Source organism: Pseudomonas sp. 3MAES_34.3B, assembly GCF_058145875.1.
In genome coordinates, this window is record NZ_CM176960.1 from 2,838,505 (window position 1) to 2,855,164 (window position 16,660).

Here is a 16,660-nt window from a genome sequence, read left to right on the forward strand (position 1 = left end):
CTCGCCAGAATGGCACCCCTCAACCTGTTGAACCGGTGCCAGCATGATCGAAGTAACCGAAGTGTCCATCGCCCAGCTGCGGGCGGCGCTCGAGGCGGGGACAACCACCGCCGTCGAGCTGGTGCAGGCCTACCTGGCCCGCATCGAGGCCTACGACGGGCTGGCCACCGCCACCCGGCTCAACGCGGTGGTGGTGCACAACCCCGAGGCGCTGGCCGAAGCGCAGGCCAGCGATGAACGTCGGCGCCGTGGCGAAACCCTCGGCCCACTGGATGGCATCCCCTACACCGCCAAGGACAGTTACCTGGTCAAAGGGCTGACCGCCGCGTCTGGCAGCCCTGCCTTCGCCGACCTGGTCGCCTATCGCGATGCCTTCACCATCGAGCGTTTGCGAGCTGCCGGAGCGATCTGCCTGGGCAAGACCAACATGCCGCCCATGGCCAATGGGGGTATGCAGCGGGGCGTGTACGGCAGGGCCGAAAGCCCTTACAACGGCGACTACCTCACTGCCCCGTTCGCCTCGGGTTCCTCCAACGGCGCGGGCACAGCCACCGCAGCCAGCTTTGCCGCGTTCGGCCTGGCCGAAGAAACCTGGTCCAGCGGTCGAGGGCCGGCCTCGAACAACGGCCTGTGCGCCTACACGCCCTCACGTGGTGTGATCTCGGTGCGCGGCAACTGGCCACTCACCCCCACCATGGATGTGGTGGTGCCGTTCGCCCGTACCATGGCCGACCTGCTGGAAGTGCTGGACGTGATCGTGGCCGAGGATACCGATACCCGTGGCGATCTTTGGCGCTTGCAGCCCTGGGTGCCCATTCCATCCGTAGCCGACGTGCGTCCCGCCTCTTACCCGGCACTGGCCGCTGAACCGGGCGCGCTCGCCGGCAGGCGTTTCGGCGTGCCGCGCATGTACATCAACGCCGACCCGGATGCTGGCACCAGCGAAGCACCCGGCATCGGCGGCCCCACCGGGCAACGCATTCATACCCGAACCACGGTGATCGCCCTGTGGGAGCAAGCCCGCCGGGCACTGGAAGCCGCTGGCGCCGAGGTAGTGGAAGTGGACTTCCCGCTGGTGTCCAACTGCGAAGGCGACCGCCCCGGCGCGCCCACGGTGTTCAACCGAGGGCTGGTATCGAAAGAATTCCTCCACCACGAACTGTGGGACCTCACGGCCTGGGCGTTCGACGATTTCCTGCAGGCCAACGGCGATCCGAAGCTGAACCGGCTGGTAGACGTCAACGGCCCGCTGATCTTCCCTCATGACCGGGGCACCCTGCCCAACCGTGAGGGCGACCTGGCGGCCGGCATGGATGAATACGTGCGCATGGCCGAGCGCGGCATCACCTCGTGGGACCAGATTTCGACTGTGCCCGACGGCCTGCGGGGCCTCGAAGCCACACGCAAGGCCGACCTGGAAGACTGGATGGCAGAGCGAGGGCTGGATGCCGTGGTGTTCCCCACCGTGGCCGATGTTGCACCCGCCGATGCCGACGTGATCCCGGCCTCGGCCGACGTCGCCTGGAGCAATGGCGTATGGGTGGCAAACGGTAACCTCGCTATCCGGCACCTGGGCGTGCCTACGGTGACGGTGCCCATGGGGGTAATGGCTGACATCGGCATGCCCGTAGGGCTGACCTTCGCTGGCCGCGCGTACGACGACACCGCGCTGTTGCGTTTTGCCGCCGCGTTTGAAGCCACCGGCAACCGCCGCCGCATCCCACCGCGTACGCCGCCGCTTGCCTGAGACGGGCGCTGAACCACCGTTTTGCCTACGCTTGCACGACAACACTGGCCATGATTGCCGAGGTAGCTCAATGCAAATGCCCGTAAACCGTTTCAAAGCCCGCTTGGCGTCCCGCGAGCCGCAATACGGCCTGTGGGCCGGTTTCGCCAATGGCTATGCCGCCGAAATAGCCGCCAGTGTGGGCTATGACTGGCTGCTGATCGATGGCGAGCATGCGCCCAATGGGGTCGCCAGCGTCCTGGCGCAACTGCAGGCCGTGGCGCCGTATGCCAGCGCGCCGGTGGTGCGCTCGGTCAACAGCGACCCGGCACTGATTAAGCAGTTACTGGACATCGGTGTGCAAACGCTCATGGTGCCCATGGTGGAGACGGCCGAGCAGGCACGCGCCATCGTGCGGGCCATGCGCTATCCACCGGCAGGCATCCGGGGCGTGGGCGGCGGCCTTACCCGTGCCACCCGCTGGGATGGAGTGGACAATTACCTGGCCACCGCCCATGAGCAGCTGTGCCTGATTGTGCAGGTAGAATCGCGCCTGGGCGTGACCAATGCCGCTGAAATCGCCGCGGTCGAGGGTGTGGACGCCGTGTTCGTGGGGCCAGCCGACCTGTCTATCGGCCTGGGCCACCCCGGCAATCCGCTTCATTCAGAGGTGCAGGGGCAGATCCGCCAGGCCATCGACGCCACCCTTAACGCCGGCAAGGCGTCGGGGATCCTGGCGCCTATAGAAGCCGACGCGCGCCGCTATAGGGAATGGGGCTGCAACTTCATCGCGGTGGGCATCGACATCAGCCTGCTGCGCACCGCCGCTCGGGCCAATCTGGCGCTGTACCGGAACGAGGAATTACCGGTGGGCACTTCGAGTACCTATTGAGGCGGCAGAACGATCCAGCATGGCCTTACCGTGTATCACCGTCTATGAGTTGCTCCCGGGTGATGGCAGGAGGCCAAGCGGGGGCGCTTGCTAACGCAAGGAAGTCAGGACCTGAAGAAGGCGGGAATAAAATTGGTAAAGCTGGGCAACAGCGATTGCCAAAGGGCCCAAGCGATAATCTACGCCCCTGCAAGCCGAAGTTGATAGAGCACAACACCCCAGATCGCTTACGCCTTCTCCACTAAATAATACATGCATTCTACTGCCCAGCCTCCAGTCCAGATTCTTCGGCATCCAGGCGATGGCACTCGGCGATCAAGGCGCTAAGGCTAGTATCAACAAAGGCTTCCCCTGGCCCCATCACACCCAACTTGGCTCTCATTCGGGGAAGTGTTCGGGCCAGTGCTGGCCCATTGCATAAGGAATGCACCGTGGCATTGCGAGTATTGGTGGTAGGCGCGTATGGGAATTTTGGGCGGATCATCAGCGACCACTTGAATCGTATTCCCGGGCTTGAGCTGGTGATCACCGGCCGGGCCCCCCGCAAGCTCGACGCCCGCCTTCGCGAGCTGGAACTGGCTTCCGGCGTTCGCCACGCCGGATGGTGTGGCGATGTACTGCTTCCCGGTTTCGCCCACGCCTTGCCCGGGTTGAAGCTCGATTGGGTCATTCACACCGGCGGGCCGTTCCAGGGGCAGCTTTACAGCGTTGCCGAGGCCTGCATTGCCGCCGGGGTGAACTATTGCGACCTGGCGGACTGCCGGGCTTTCGTCAACGGTATCGGCACGCTCGATGAGCAGGCACGTAACGCTGGCGTAGCGATACTGAGCGGTTGCAGCTCGGTGCCAAGCCTTTCGTGTGCCATTCTCGACCACGTCATGGACCGCTTCTGGCGAATTGACTCGATCGAACATGGCATTTCATCCTCAGCCAAAATGCCTGGGCTCTCGACCGTAGAAGGAGTGCTGGCCTACGCGGGGCGGCCAATCACCCAGTTGCGCGGGGGTAGCGTTTACCCGGTGACCGGCTGGCTGGGCCTGACGTTAAAGCGTTTGCCCGAACTGGGGTGGCGGCTGGTCTCCAATGTGGACGTGCCTGACATGGATATTCTCGCCAGCCGCTACGGTGCACCTCGGCTTGCCTTCAAGGCGGGGCCGGGCCTTATGCTGGGCGCAGTCGCCAATGGGTTATTGGCCATGGCCATCAAGGCTGGTTTGCTACACAACCCTCTTCGCTGGGCAAGGCGCCTGCACCGCCTGGGTACCCGCTTCGAAGGTCTGGGCGATGGCAAAAGCGCCATGTACCTGGACGTAAGCGGCGTAGGCACGGACGGGCAGCCGATGTTGCTCCAGTCACAAGTGACCGCCTACGACGACAAGGGCCCGGAAATCCCTAGTTGCGCCGCTGTTGCGTTGATGATCAAGGTTGCTGCTGGTTATCGTCCCCACCCGGGCGCGCGGCCCTGCGTAGGTGAAATTACCTTGAACGAGTACCTCGATGCCATCGCTGCGCCCGAACAGGTGCGCTTCGACCTCCGCCACACCCGGCAGCGGCCCTGACATGATTTACCTTTGGGTGAAGTACCTGCACATCATCGCCGCCGTGTTTCTGTTCGGTTTCGGCATGGGTTCGTTTCTCTACCTGATCGCCGCACGCCGCACCGGCGATGCCAGGCTGGTCGCCGGTGTAGCGACATGGGTGGTGCGGTTCGACAACTGGATCACCACACCTGCCGGTGTGCTGCAACTGGCTACAGGGTATGCGCTGGCCAGCATGGCCGGTTGGCGGCTGAGCCAAGGCTGGCTACTTGCGGGCCTGGTGATTTTTTTCAGCGTAGGAGCACTGTGGCTACCAGTGCTAGTGCTGCAAAACCACATGCAGCGACTCGCAGCCAGCGCTGTGTTATCGGGCGCCCCTCTGTGCGAACGGTTCGATACGCTGTATCGGCGCTGGTTCTGGCTGGGCGTTGCGGGCTTTGCCGGCATGTTCTTCATTGTGCTGGTGATGACCACTAAAACGTTGCCATGGCCGTAGTAACGCACAAGCTCCGGCGCTCACATCGGCGGGGTAATCCCGTCCTTGCCCACCAGTACCGATTGCGCCTGAGCGCCCCCGTGGTCATCCGGCACGGCGAATACGATTACATGAGCCTTGGCCGGCGCGCTGGCGCTGAGCAGCGAAGTGTCGGCCGGATCGATGCGCACAATCGGCACGCCGTCCGGCACCACAATGGTTTTCTCGCCGTCGGGGTAGGTGACCGTCAGCCGGCGGCCTTGGGCGACTTTCACCGCGCCCACGGTTCCATTGGTCATGGTGGCCTGGGCGCCTTCGGCACTTTGCCACGGCCGGTGCCCTTCGCCGCTGCCTCGCAGGCTGGGCGCGAATACATGTACTTCCAGGGCTTTGAGGGTGCCGTCAGGTTGCGCCACGGCGGCCGTCCCGATGTAGCTATCAGCCGTGATGTCCGCAGGGCTGGCCAACGCGATGCTACGCACGGTGGTTTGCGGCGTGAGCGCCACGGTGATGGCCTGGCCGGCGGCGGTGGTCAGCCGCAGCTGGTTGTTCTCGACCGCGTCCAGCGTACCGCGGACCTTTTCGACCATTCCTGGAGGGACGGCGGCAAGGGCCGCCGTGGACAGTAACAAGGCAAGCAAAGGGGCCAGGCGCATGATCGTCCTCTTTCAAGTGGGGGCCGAGGGCTAGGGCTAGCCTCTGTCGCCAGTGATACGCACCAACTCGTCACCTTCGAACCGCAAGTAGTGATACATCCCCGAATTGGGGCCGTAGGTCCACTCCTCCACGGGCAGCTCCAGCCGACGGCCAATGCCGCCGCTCACACGCACCGAGCCTTGGGGCGAACGGCTCATGGGCTCACCGCATTTGCGCAGCACCTCGCCCATGCGGTCGTGAACAGAAATGAGCGCACTGTTGCAGCGTAGCGTGTCATCGGCGCAAGCGAAGCCGGCGCAGAACAATAATGCGCCGGCGAACAGGGAAAGAGAGGGTTTCATGGGCCACCGGTCAGGTCAGGAACACCATGCCATCTTAACCGCTACTGTCGCTCGCTTCAGCTTGGCGGGCATTCACGCCCGCACCGCTTGATAAAGTGCCCGGATCAGGTCCGATTGGGTGATGATCCCGACCAGGCGCTGCCCTTCGTCGATGATCGGGATGTGCCGATGGCCGTTCTCGGAAAACACCGGCACCAAGTCGATCAGCAAGCGGTCATGGCTGGCCACGCGAACGGTGCGGGTCATGATCTGGCCAACCGTGCGCGCCTGCGCAGGCTTGGGGCGCACCAGCGAACGGAGGCGCCAGGCCATACCCTCGTGTACGTCCAGATCAATCTGCCGCATAAAGTCGGCAACCGTGACGATGCCCAGCAGGTGCTGACGCCCATCCACCACTGGCAGAGCCTTGATCCGGTGCTTGCGCATGAGGGCCCAGGCATCGCGCAGCGGCATCTCCACCCTCGCGGCCACCGGGTTCGCGCTCATCACATCGGCACAACGCACCTTGCCCATGGTGCGTTGATAGGCCAGGGCTTCCACTTCTTCGAGCAGGGCTTCAAGGTCGTCCCGGCTGATGTCCAGCACTTCGTTGTGGCGGGCGAGCACGGCGTCGAGGTCGCTGCGCTGCAACCGGATGCCCCCCTCACCCGTAGCGGGCGCAGGCGGCGCGGCCCGATGAAGGTGCGGCCATGGGCGGCGGGTAAGGTTGTTGTAGAGCAGGCCGGCCGCCACCAACAGCAGCGAATCGAGCAATACAGGCGTGACGGCAAACATGAAGCGATCGCACCCCATGAGCACCATCAGCAACGCCGACGCGCCGCCGGGCGGGTGCAGGCATCGCAGGGCAAGCATTACCGCAATGGCCAACCCCACCGCCAGCCCAGCGGCCAGCGAGGCATCCGGCACCCACTTCATGCAGGCGATGCCTACCAGTGCCGACAGGGTATTACCGCCTACCACCGACCAGGGCTGTGCCAGCGGGCTTGAAGGCACCGCAAACACCAGCACCGCACTGGCGCCCAGCGGTGCGACCAGGGCAAGAGCGAGCAGGCTGTGTTCATGGGCCAGGCCACCTTCGACCCAGCTTGCCGCCAACAGGGCGACCAACAGAATGCCCAGCGCAGCGCCGAGGCTGGCGCGCACTTTTTCGCGGCGGTTGATCGGTTGCGGCGCGGGCCACAACGCCCGGGCCAAAGCCAGCAGGCGTGGCTGGCGTGAGGAAGGTTGGGGGTGTTCGGGAACAGGGGCAGGCATAGGCAACCAACATGGAAGACGAAGATAACCGGGAGAGCCGCCAGTGGACCTGGCTGTGCCGGCGGAGCGGCGGGGATTTTAGCGTGGCTTGAGACTATCGGCACCTGCCGGGTTCGGTCGCCGCGTTATGCCTTTCCCCGGCTCCGCCGGGTCCCACAGAGCGTCCGCCCGGATGTAGGCGTAGGCGCAGCCGGCGAACCTTGCGAAATACTCAGCCAGCAGTGGCGGTCAGCACCACTACAGCGATGCGCTCGGCGTTGGCGTAGCCTTCCAGTTCCAGGTCTTCGCCGAACACATCCGGGTCGATTTCTTCGTACTGCCAGTGGCCATCGAAGCCTTCAAGCACCTGGCGAGCGCCTTCAAGGAACGGGTCCTGGCCCTTCACGATGGCCACACCGGTATACAGCAATACGGTCCCGCCAGTGGCCAGGCGCGGCAGCGATTCGGCCAGGATGCGCAGGGACAACGCACTGCCAAGCCCCGCGCCGCCGTCCCGGTAGGCCCGGCCTTTCGGGTCTTGCATATAGGGCGGGTTCGCCACGATGAGGTCGAACGTCCCCTCTACCCCACTGAGTACATCGCCGGGTTGCACCTGCAGGCTGTCGGCGCCAGCCAGTTGCGCATTAATCCCGGCCAGGCGCAGGGCGCCGGGGTTGATGTCGGTCCCCCATACCTGCGCCCCCGGGCAGGCTTTGGCAATCACCAGCGCCCCCGCACCGCTGCCGGTACCGATGTCTACTGCCCGCGCGGGCGGAGCGGGCCGTTGTGCCAGATGCGCTTCGATGCTACGCGCGAAGCGGTAAGTGTCTGGCCCGAAGAACACTGCATCGGCGGCGTCCGTCGGGTAGCCGGAGTGCAACAGGCGTTGATCGCCCAAGGTGGAACAGCGCAGCGTGCTACGCCAGAAGCCCGGGGTGTCCGCCACAATCACGCCCACGGCGCGCAAAGCCTCCAGCAACTCGGCTGGCAGCAGGTTGGCCGCAAACGGACGGTTCCAGCCGAACGCATCGCGCAAATCCGAACCCGGGCCGGGGTCACGATCCAGGTTGCGTTGGTGGGTCAAGGGCGTGGGAGTGATGAAGCGGTACTGCTGCTCGGCGAGGTAGCGCCCCAGGGCAAACACAGCGCTGCCCTCCTCTACCGGCGCCAGCCCTTCAAACGCCTGCACCATGGTCATCGGCCTACCCCCGGCTCACCGGCCAGTTCGCGCGCATACAAACGCGTGGCATAAAGGCCGGCTGGGGTCGCATGGCATTGGGGCGACAGGAAAGGAATCAGCCGCTCCAGGCGTGGCAATGGCCCGGGCTCAGCCAGGGCGGCCTGCACCTGGGTGCGCTCCTCAACGCTGGGGCCGGCCGCCTGAGCCAACGAGGTGGCCAAGGGGTGCTGCCGAAACTTCAAGCGGAACGGGTTATCAGTCCCGCGCCGCTGGTTGTTTTCAGGCACATACCCATCGGCGATCCAGTCGGCCAGCAACTGCTTTTCGTACGCGCTGAACACGCCGAACATCGCCGCGCCCGGGCCATCGATCAGCTGCCAGAAGCGGCTTTCGCTCGGATCGGCCTTGCGCTTGATCCACCCCTTGCGCTCCAGCGCCGCAAGGAACGGGCGAATGCCACCGGGCTCGGCCAGCCACTGGTTCACCGTTCTGCCTTCCACCTTGCAGTAATCGGAGTGCATATGCTGGGCGAACACTTGTTTGCGTTCGAGCATCGCGATCAATTCTTCTTCGAGGTCGAACGCCGCGATGGCCGCGGTGGTGCCCGTACCCAGTTCATTGAGCTGATAGCCGGCACGCACACGCCGAATGAAAGCTTCTTGCCCAACCGTGGGCATCAGTTCAAGCAGGCTGTGGGCGGCCTTTTGAGCGTGCCCGGTGCTGGCGTTATCAATGGTCACGTGGAGGGTGAAATAGTACGGGTCGATCCCCAGTTCGTTCAGTTCGAACGAGGTGATCAACAGGTGCAGCGGTAGTTGTTCGTAACCCAGGTTGAAGCCGATCACTTCAGGCATCAGGTCTTTGCCGAGCGCGCCCAGCGCCAGTTGGATGGCACCCTGCACGTAGCAGTCGTCGTCCAGGTCGGCGTGCGGCTCGCACTCCAGGTCGGCGATCAGCTTGCGGTACAGCACCACGTGGTTCTGAGCCGGTTCGCCGTCGCCCAGCTCTTCGAGGTAGGTGCGGATCAGCCCATGATAGCGGCCGTCGGCCCAGTGGCTGAGCGTGCCGTACAGCCACGCGCCGTCCACCAGCTTGGTGGGTGCCACGGCCCGCAGGAAATATAACGCGTGGGCGCGACAGGTGAAGAACCGTCGCGGCGCGCCCTCGTGGCGTGCCTTGAGGTAACTGGCGTACTGCTCTGCCACACGGGCAGCATTGCCAGCCACCCACTGCTCGAGCGCATCGAAGTGCTCGGGCAAGCCGCCCGGCACCTGTGCGGCTTCTTCGAGCCGGTCGCTCAGGTAGGCCCGCGCCGCGTCAAGCGTGTCGCCTTCCGGGTGGCGCATCAGGGCTTGATAGAGGTCCCTTGCCGGCGTGGTAGCCGGCAAGGCATGGGAGTTCGAGCAGGCAAGGTTTTGCAAGGCAGTCATAGAGCAACTCGAATACGCTTTATAGTGCACGTTCGAGCGCCGCCGCCCTCAGGAATTCCTTGCCCGGCGACGATGGCGGATGAATGGCCGCTTCTCTACCTTTGCGCGATTACTCGAAAATAGCCACGGCGCGCACGAACCCTGCGCTGGCCTTTTTGATCTTGTAGGGGAAGCAGCTCACGGTAAATCCGAAGGCCGGCAGCGTGTCCAGGTTCGCCAGCTTTTCCATCTGGCCGTAGCCGATATCCCGGCCCGCCTTGTGGCCTTCCCAGATGAGCGAAGCGTCGCCGGTGGCGGCAAACCGCTCCCGCGTGTACTTGAACGGCGCGTCCCAGCTCCAGGCATCGGTGCCTACCACACGCACGCCGCGGTCCAGCAGGTAAAGGGTGGCCTCGCGGCCCATGCCTACGCCTGCGTCCAGGTAGCCCGGCTGGCCGAACAATGCCCCCGCCCGGGTATTCACCAGCACAATGTCCAATGGCTGCAGCGTATGGCCGATGCGTGCAAGTTCGGCCTCTACTTCGGCGGCGGTGACCACGTGGCCGTCTTCCATGGCACGGAAATCCAGCTTTACCCCGGGGCGCAGGCACCAATCCAGGGGCAGTTCGTCGATGCCCCAGGCGGGCGTGCCGCCATCGGTGGTGGAGGCGTAATGCCAGGGCGCGTCCATGTGGGTACCGCTATGGGTGGTGATCTGCAAGCGCTCGGCGGCCCAGCTTTCAGCCCCCGGCATCTGGTCGATGGTCAGGCCGGGGAACATGGCGGCCATTTCCGGCCAGCCTTGCTGGTGGTCCATGTATTCGATGTGCGGCAACAACGGTGGCGGGTCGGTGTACGGGTTATTTTCAAGGGTGACGGACAGGTCAACGAGGCGACGTTCAGACGTCATGTCACTGAACTCCATGCAAGGCGCGTTTCGGCGCCGGGGTGAGATTGAGGGCATTACGCACCAGTGCGCTGGCGGTACCATCGTGGCGCAGGCCCAAGGCCCTCGCCCGCGGCGCGCGTAGCACGGGGTAGGCGCCAAACAAACGTTCAAGCTCCGGGTCGGGGTCATAACGCAACCGTGCGCGGCCCGCCTCTCCGTAGCGGTCAGCCAGCGCATCCACTACCTCGGCGATGGACAGTCGCAACACGGGTAACTGCCACACGCGGCCGGCATCGGCTGGCACGCCTGCAACTTCGGCGGCGCGGATGAGGTTGTCGGCGCAACAGTTCACCGACATCCACCAGGCAGTAGCCTGGGGCGACACGGGGCAGGTATAGGGCTGCCCCGCCGCGTAACTGTGCAACAGCTCACTCATGAACGCCGAGCGCAGGCCGTTGGGCGCCGGCGGGCGAGCGACGATGCCGGGCAGGCGCAAGGCGCGGCCATCCACTTCGCCCCGCCGGGCGAGGTCCTCGATGGCGATCTCGATCATGCGCTTATGCGCCCCGTAGCTTAGCGCCGGATGGGCCGGGGCCTGTTCGTCCATACGCACGGGCATTGCCGCGCCGTACACCGCCACGCTGCTGGCAAATACCAGTACCGGGGCGTTGCTTGCCTGGCGTAATTGCTCAAGCAGCTCCAGGCTAGCGAGCAGGTTCACCTGATAGCCCAGCGGATAATCCCGCTCTGCCGTGCCGCCGGCAATGCTCACCAGATGGAACACCACGTCGATGCCGTCGGCCAGCACGCGGCGCAGCAGCGCGGCATCCGCAACACTGCCCTCGTGCCTGCGAACGCGAGGGTCCTCCAGGGCCGCGTCAAACCGGGTATCGAGCAAGCGCAGCAGCGTCAGGCGCTCGCCTCGCACATGCCCCTGAGCGAGCAGGCGACGGGTCAGCGCCTGGCCCACGAAGCCGTTGGCGCCGGTGATCAATACACGCATGGGTCGCTCCTCAGGCCTGAGCCACCCGTTGCTCGATCGCCCCGAACAGCAGGCTACCGTCGGCGCCACGCGCCTCCATACGTACGCGGTCACCGAAACGCATAAAGCCGGTGACAGGGGCGCCGGACGCGATCATCTCGATGGCACGGCGCTCGGCAATGCACGCCGAGCCTACGTCCCGGTTGCGATTGGAGACGGTGCCAGAGCCGATCACTGTGCCGGCGCCAAGGCGGCGAGTGAACACGGCGTGAGCAATCAACTGATCGAAACCGAAGGTCATCTGCCCGCCGTGGGGGTGGCCGAACCATTGTTCGTTCCACTCCACCCGCAACGGTAAGTGCACCCGGCCGTCGCGCCAGGCATCGCCCAACTCGTCGGGTGTAACCGCCAGCGGCGCGAAGGCCGACGACGGCTTGGCCTGGAGGAAGCCGAAGCCGGTGGTCATTTCCCGCGGTGCCAACGCACGCAGGCTCACATCGTTGAGTTGCAGAATCAGCTTCACATGGCCAAGCGCACGTTCGGCCGGGCACCCCAGCGGCACCTCGTCCACCAGCACGGCGAACTCACCCTCAAAGTCGATGCCATGGCTTTCGCTGGGCAGCCGGATGTCGTCGCGCGGCCCCTGGAAATCATCCCCCGCGCCTTGATACATGAGGGGGATACGGTCCGCACCTTCGATGGGCGGCAGGTTGAAGGCCTTCTGCATCAACTCGCCATGGCTCATGAAGGCCGAGCCATCGCACCATTGATAGGCGCGGGGCAAGGGCGCCATGGCCTGGCGTGGCTCGAAGGGGAATGCACCGTGGCAATCGCCCCGCTCCAAGTGCTCGGCCAACGCACGCAAGGCGGGTTCGCATTCATCCCAGCGCTCGATGGCCTGCTGCAGGGTAGCGGCAACAGGGGCTGCATCCACCGCCAGGGCCATGTCACGGCTCACCACCACCAGTCGCCCGTCGGGGCGGCCGTTTTTCAACGTTGCCAGCTTCATCGTGCAGCCTCCAGGTTCGCCAGGTCATCGGCATAGCGGCCATCCAGCAGCACGAACAGCATGCGGGCGGGCTGTTCGGTTCTGTTGCTCCAGGCATGGTTGGTGCCGCGCTGCACCACCACATCACCACGGGTAAGGTGAATTTCCTCGTCGTCCAGTACCAGCCACAGCTCACCTTCAAGCAGTACGCCATAGTCCAGGGTTTCGGTGCGGTGCATCAGGGCGTGACGGGAGGTGGCATGACCGGTGCCCGCCTGGGCCTGGCCGATTTCCGCGAACGCGGCGGCCGCCGCTTCAGGCGACAGGCCGCTGTGCTGGCTGTCCGGCGGAATATCTACCACGCGCAACACACTGCCCTGGGGTGTCGGGCCGAGCTTCAAGGGGCGATCGCAGGGGTCACCGGAATTGTCGATAAGTACGGGGCTTCCCTGGCTGTTCCACAGTTCATGGAACACAGTGCCGGGCACCGCTTGCAACGGAAATACATGGGGCGTGGGTGCGGCGTCGATGGCGACAGCGCGGCCCCGGGCATCGTGCCCGGTGATCACGCGCTTGAACGTAGGCAAGGCAGGCATGATGTGTCCTTGTTTTTATGAAGGGGTGTGAGTACCGGGTTGAGAGCTTCCCGGGGCACCCGCGCCACGAACAGCGTGAAAGGTCTGATTATCGGGCGCGGGCACCTGGCTTTCCGGCGCTGGGTGCACGCCGTGGCTCAGTTTCAAACAGCACAGGCCGATCAGCACCTGCACCCCGGCGACCACCACCAAGGCCATGGGCAAGCTGGCGGGCACGCCACCGGTAAGCGCAAGCACCACCAAGGGGCTGGCAAACTCGCCAGCGAAAATGGACGCAGTAAACAGCCCGCTGGCCTTGCCCCGCTGAGCGAAGGGCACCCGGGCCATGATGGCGCCGATGAGGTTTGGCAGCATCATGCCTACCCCTACCCCGTTCAGTGTCACCGCTGCAGCCACTTGCACAGGGCTACCAGCCAGCGCCAGCCAGGCACCACCAGCACCGGCGCACACAAACGCCAGCAACATCGCCCGGCTGGTGTGTTGGCCCAGCCAGCGGTAGCTCAAGGCGCCGACCACCACGCCCAGCTGGTTGGCCGCCATGGTGGCGCCGATCTGTGCAGGGTTGTCTACGCCCAGCAAGGCAAGGCGAAAGCCGCCCTGGATAGGCACGATAAACAGGCTCACCCCAGCGATCACCGCGAGCAGGTAGAAGGCCTGCAAACCGGACCAGGCGCTGCCGCCCTCGGCAAGGTGGCCTGGCTGAATAGCCCCAGGGCGTGGCTCCCACAGCAGGCGCAGCACCAGCGGCAGGAATATCACCCCACTGGCATACAGCCAGAACGGCGTGCGCCAGTTCTGCTCACCCAGCGCCCCACCGACGCCCATGAACAGCGCGGCGGACAACGAGGTGGCGACCATCTGCAAGGCGAACAGGCGTTGTCGGCGCGTGCCGCTGTAGTAGTCCCCCATGAGGGTGGTGCAAGCGGTCATGATTGCCGCCTCGGCCAGGCCGATGCCGGCACGGCTGGCCACGATTGCCGGCAGCGATGGCAGCCACAGGGGCAACAGCCCGCACAGGCTGTAGAGCATCAGCGCCAGGCACAGCAGCGGCTTGCGCCCGAAGCGGTCGGCCATCAGCCCGGCGAACGGCGCCAACACGGCGACGACCAGCGCAGGGAGCGTAAGGCTCAAGGGCACCAGCACAGCGGCGCCCGGCACGACGGCGAAGTGGGCCTGCATGCGAGGCAACACCGGAGCCAGTAGCACCGCACCCAACACCGGCAAGCAACTGCCGAGCAGCAACAGGGCTGATTGTGGCCAGCCGGCCACACGCTCACCGTTCATGGGTGGCCTCCAGGGCTTTGGGTGGAAGGGGTAGCCGGCGCTCGGGGCGTGGTGCCTCTTGACTGGCCTGTGCTTGCGGCTGCACCTGGCCCTGGCGAGCCTTGGGCAACAGGAAGCAGGCCAGCGCCGGCAGCAACACCAACGCGCCCACCATGTTCAACACGAACATGAAGGCCAGCAGCACGCCCATGTCCGCCTGGAACTTGATCGGCGAGAACATCCAGGTGCCCACTGCCACCGCCAGGGTGATACCGGTGAGCATCACCACTCGGCCGGTGAAGCGCAGGGCCCGCTGATAGGCCTGCGACAGGCTGGCGCCCTGGCGCATTTCGGCCAGCACAATGGTCATCACATAAAGGGCGTAGTCCACGCCGATGCCCACGCCCAGCGCGATCACCGGCAACGTCGCGACCTTGATGCCGATGCCCAGCCACACCATCAGTGCCTCGCAAAGGATGGAGGTGAGCGCCAGCGGTAGCACCGCGCACACCACGGCGCGCCACGAGCGGAAGGTCACCAGGCACAGCAGCACTACCGCGCCATATACCCACCACAGCATTTCCCGGCTGGCCTGGTGCACCACGATGTTGGTGGCCGCCTCGATCCCGGCGTTGCCCGCGGCCAACAGGAACTGCGCGTTCTCGTTGTCGTTGTCATGGGCGAACTGCTGCACGCTGTCCACGACCCGGGCGAGCGTGTCGGCCTTGTGGTCGGTGAGGTACGCATACAGGGTGAGCAGGCTGCAGTCTTCGTTGTACAGGCCGCGCGGTGCACCGGCGGTGACCATGTTCAGGGTGGCCTGGTTGTTCACCAGCTCGTACCACTTCGGGCTGCCTTCGGACAGGCCTACCAGCACACGGCGGTTGAGCAGCGCCAGCGAGTTGGTGGAATCCACCCCCTCCAGCCCGCGCAGGCGCCAGTCGAGCTGGTCCACCCGGCGCAGGGTGTCGTAACTCGAGCAACCACCCGGCGGGGTTTTAACCATCACCGCAAACACGTCACTGCTGGCGCCGTAGTGGTCGGTCATGTAGGCGCTGTCACGGTTGTAGCGCGAGTCGGCGCGCAGCTCGGGCGCGCCGGCATCCAGGTCACCGACCTTCAGGTGCAAGCTGGTGAGGTAGCCGCCGATGGCCATTACCGCCGCCACCGCCACCGCCCCCATTGCCCAGCGCGGATGCGTGAAGCGGTCCAGAACCGCCCACAACCCTTTTATCTCACCCTCCTCGGCTGCGCTTTCGCCGCGCAGGCTGCGTTGCGCCGCATGAGCGCTCACGCCCAGGTACGACAGCAGCACCGGCAGCAGAATCAGGTTGGTGAAAATCAACACGGCCACGCCCTGGCTGGCGATCAGCGCCAGGTCCTGAATCACCTGGATCTTGATTACCATCAGTACGGCGAAGCCCACCGCGTCGCACAGCAGTGCGGTAAGCCCTGCGAGGAACAGGCGGCGGAAGGTGTAGCGGGCCGCGACCAGGCGGTGCATGCCCCGGCCCACGTCCTGCATGATGCCGTTCATTTTCTGCGCGCCGTGGCTGATGCCGATCGCGAACACGAGGAACGGCACCAGTACCGAGTACGGGTCCAGCGCATAGCCGAGCATCGGCAACAGGCCCAGTTGCCAGATCACCGCTACCAGTGAGCAGCACAGCACCAGCAACGTGCTGCGCAGGCAGCGGGTGTAGGCAAACAGCACCACGGCCGTGATCACGATGGCGGCAGCGAAGAAGGCAAGGATCTGCACCAGCCCGTCGATGAGGTCGCCCACCACCTTGGCAAAGCCGGTGATGCGCACCTCGGTATGGGCGTCCTGATACTTCGCCCGCAGCGCTTCCAGCTCACTGGCAAAGGCGTGATAGTCCAGCGGCTTGCCGTCAGAGGTGGTGGTCAGCAGCGGTACATACAGAATGCTCGAGCGTTGGTCGAACGCCACCAACTGGCCGATTTCATTGGAGCGCTGCACGTTCTGCCGCAGCGCCGCCAGGCTTGCCGCCGCGCCGTCGTAACCGTCCGGGATCACCGGGCCGCCTTCCAGGCCCTCTTCGGTCACGCCCACCCAACGTACCGATGGCGTCCATAGCGAGCGCATGTAGGCGCGGTCTACGCCCGGCAGCAGGTACACCTCGTCGTTGAGCTTCTGCAGGGTGGCCAGGTAGCCAGGGCTGTAGATATCCCCGTCGCGGTTGGCCACGCTGATCCGCACCGCGTTACCCAGGCCCGACAGCTCCTGGCGGTGTTCCAGATAGTTGGCAATGAACGGGTGCCCGGCCGGGATCATCTTCTCGAAGCTGGCATTGAGCGTAAGCCGGGTGGCTTGCCAGCCCAGCAGTGCCGTGACCAACAGGCACAGCACCAGCACCAGCCGGCGGTGGTTGAACAATGCGCGCTCCAGCCAGGAACCGGACGCTGCGTCGAAGTCTTCCAGGCGCCCGCTTTCTGGGCTGGCGCCGGTGGGGGAATGGCTCAGCATCGG

15 protein-coding genes are annotated in these 16,660 nt (G+C 65.1%); 4 read left to right on the forward strand and 11 right to left on the reverse strand.

The features are described from left to right. Positions 1-43: 43 nt before the first annotated feature. The 4 genes from AC3Z8Y_RS12635 (at position 44) to AC3Z8Y_RS12650 (ending at position 4,652) form a co-directional block, all read left to right on the forward strand. Positions 44-1,747: an amidase gene (locus tag AC3Z8Y_RS12635; RefSeq protein ID WP_490086065.1), complete on the forward strand. Its 1,704-nt coding sequence runs from the start codon at positions 44-46 to the stop codon at positions 1,745-1,747. A gap of 70 nt (positions 1,748-1,817) precedes the next feature. After that, positions 1,818-2,618, forward strand: coding sequence for an HpcH/HpaI aldolase family protein (locus AC3Z8Y_RS12640; RefSeq protein WP_490086066.1), 801 nt, complete (start codon positions 1,818-1,820; stop codon positions 2,616-2,618). 431 nt (positions 2,619-3,049) lie between these two features. Continuing rightward, the gene (locus tag AC3Z8Y_RS12645) at positions 3,050-4,177 is read left to right on the forward strand and encodes a saccharopine dehydrogenase family protein (RefSeq protein ID WP_490086067.1); all 1,128 of its coding nucleotides are present in this window, start codon (positions 3,050-3,052) and stop codon (positions 4,175-4,177) included. Between the two features lies 1 nt (position 4,178). After that, positions 4,179-4,652: a DUF2269 family protein gene (locus AC3Z8Y_RS12650; protein ID WP_490086068.1), complete on the forward strand. Its 474-nt coding sequence runs from the start codon at positions 4,179-4,181 to the stop codon at positions 4,650-4,652. A 20-nt stretch (positions 4,653-4,672) separates the two neighbouring features. Here AC3Z8Y_RS12650 and AC3Z8Y_RS12655 read toward each other — a convergent pair whose 3' ends face one another. The 11 genes from AC3Z8Y_RS12655 to AC3Z8Y_RS12705 form a co-directional block, all read right to left on the reverse strand. Then, the gene (locus tag AC3Z8Y_RS12655) at positions 4,673-5,290 is read right to left on the reverse strand and encodes a hypothetical protein (RefSeq protein ID WP_490089995.1); all 618 of its coding nucleotides are present in this window, start codon (positions 5,288-5,290) and stop codon (positions 4,673-4,675) included. A gap of 33 nt (positions 5,291-5,323) precedes the next feature. Beyond that, positions 5,324-5,629: a DUF2845 domain-containing protein gene (locus AC3Z8Y_RS12660; protein ID WP_490086069.1), complete on the reverse strand. Its 306-nt coding sequence runs from the start codon at positions 5,627-5,629 to the stop codon at positions 5,324-5,326. Positions 5,630-5,701: 72 nt separating this feature from the next. Beyond that, the gene (locus AC3Z8Y_RS12665; RefSeq protein WP_490086070.1) at positions 5,702-6,883 is read right to left on the reverse strand and encodes an HPP family protein; all 1,182 of its coding nucleotides are present in this window, start codon (positions 6,881-6,883) and stop codon (positions 5,702-5,704) included. Between the two features lie 211 nt (positions 6,884-7,094). Next, the gene (locus AC3Z8Y_RS12670) at positions 7,095-8,054 is read right to left on the reverse strand and encodes a methyltransferase (protein ID WP_490089996.1); all 960 of its coding nucleotides are present in this window, start codon (positions 8,052-8,054) and stop codon (positions 7,095-7,097) included. A 2-nt stretch (positions 8,055-8,056) separates the two neighbouring features. Then, the gene (locus AC3Z8Y_RS12675; protein WP_490086071.1) at positions 8,057-9,472 is read right to left on the reverse strand and encodes an iron-containing redox enzyme family protein; all 1,416 of its coding nucleotides are present in this window, start codon (positions 9,470-9,472) and stop codon (positions 8,057-8,059) included. A 109-nt stretch (positions 9,473-9,581) separates the two neighbouring features. Beyond that, the gene (locus AC3Z8Y_RS12680; RefSeq protein WP_490086072.1) at positions 9,582-10,361 is read right to left on the reverse strand and encodes a cyclase family protein; all 780 of its coding nucleotides are present in this window, start codon (positions 10,359-10,361) and stop codon (positions 9,582-9,584) included. Between the two features lies 1 nt (position 10,362). Further along, entirely contained in the window at positions 10,363-11,343 is a 981-nt protein-coding gene (locus AC3Z8Y_RS12685) for an NAD-dependent epimerase/dehydratase family protein (RefSeq protein ID WP_490086073.1), read from the reverse strand. A 10-nt stretch (positions 11,344-11,353) separates the two neighbouring features. Further along, positions 11,354-12,331, reverse strand: a complete 978-nt coding sequence (locus tag AC3Z8Y_RS12690) for a fumarylacetoacetate hydrolase family protein (protein ID WP_490086074.1) — start codon at positions 12,329-12,331, stop codon at positions 11,354-11,356. Continuing rightward, on the reverse strand, positions 12,328-12,906 hold the full coding sequence (locus AC3Z8Y_RS12695; protein WP_490086075.1) for a cupin domain-containing protein: 579 nt from the start codon (positions 12,904-12,906) through the stop codon (positions 12,328-12,330). The genes AC3Z8Y_RS12690 and AC3Z8Y_RS12695 overlap by 4 nt, the downstream gene beginning before the upstream one ends. A gap of 15 nt (positions 12,907-12,921) precedes the next feature. Continuing rightward, the gene (locus AC3Z8Y_RS12700; protein ID WP_490086076.1) at positions 12,922-14,190 is read right to left on the reverse strand and encodes an MFS transporter; all 1,269 of its coding nucleotides are present in this window, start codon (positions 14,188-14,190) and stop codon (positions 12,922-12,924) included. Then, a complete protein-coding gene (locus tag AC3Z8Y_RS12705) occupies positions 14,180-16,657 on the reverse strand; it encodes an efflux RND transporter permease subunit (RefSeq protein WP_490086077.1) in 2,478 nt (825 codons plus the stop codon). The genes AC3Z8Y_RS12700 and AC3Z8Y_RS12705 overlap by 11 nt, the downstream gene beginning before the upstream one ends. Positions 16,658-16,660 lie beyond the last annotated feature (3 nt).

Bases quoted from the DNA above. Each gene is read 5' to 3' on its own strand.
- AC3Z8Y_RS12635 (WP_490086065.1), top strand. From the start codon at position 44: ATGATCGAAGTAACCGAAGTGTCCATCGCCCAGCTGCGGGCGGCGCTC.
- AC3Z8Y_RS12640 (WP_490086066.1), top strand. From the start codon at position 1,818: ATGCAAATGCCCGTAAACCGTTTCAAAGCCCGCTTGGCGTCCCGCGAG.
- AC3Z8Y_RS12650 (WP_490086068.1), top strand. From the start codon at position 4,179: ATGATTTACCTTTGGGTGAAGTACCTGCACATCATCGCCGCCGTGTTT.
- AC3Z8Y_RS12660 (WP_490086069.1), bottom strand. From the start codon at position 5,629: ATGAAACCCTCTCTTTCCCTGTTCGCCGGCGCATTATTGTTCTGCGCC.
- AC3Z8Y_RS12665 (WP_490086070.1), bottom strand. From the start codon at position 6,883: ATGCCTGCCCCTGTTCCCGAACACCCCCAACCTTCCTCACGCCAGCCA.
- AC3Z8Y_RS12670 (WP_490089996.1), bottom strand. From the start codon at position 8,054: ATGGTGCAGGCGTTTGAAGGGCTGGCGCCGGTAGAGGAGGGCAGCGCT.
- AC3Z8Y_RS12675 (WP_490086071.1), bottom strand. From the start codon at position 9,472: ATGACTGCCTTGCAAAACCTTGCCTGCTCGAACTCCCATGCCTTGCCG.
- AC3Z8Y_RS12680 (WP_490086072.1), bottom strand. From the start codon at position 10,361: ATGACGTCTGAACGTCGCCTCGTTGACCTGTCCGTCACCCTTGAAAAT.
- AC3Z8Y_RS12685 (WP_490086073.1), bottom strand. From the start codon at position 11,343: ATGCGTGTATTGATCACCGGCGCCAACGGCTTCGTGGGCCAGGCGCTG.
- AC3Z8Y_RS12690 (WP_490086074.1), bottom strand. From the start codon at position 12,331: ATGAAGCTGGCAACGTTGAAAAACGGCCGCCCCGACGGGCGACTGGTG.
- AC3Z8Y_RS12695 (WP_490086075.1), bottom strand. From the start codon at position 12,906: ATGCCTGCCTTGCCTACGTTCAAGCGCGTGATCACCGGGCACGATGCC.
- AC3Z8Y_RS12700 (WP_490086076.1), bottom strand. From the start codon at position 14,190: ATGAACGGTGAGCGTGTGGCCGGCTGGCCACAATCAGCCCTGTTGCTG.
- AC3Z8Y_RS12705 (WP_490086077.1), bottom strand. From the start codon at position 16,657: ATGCTGAGCCATTCCCCCACCGGCGCCAGCCCAGAAAGCGGGCGCCTG.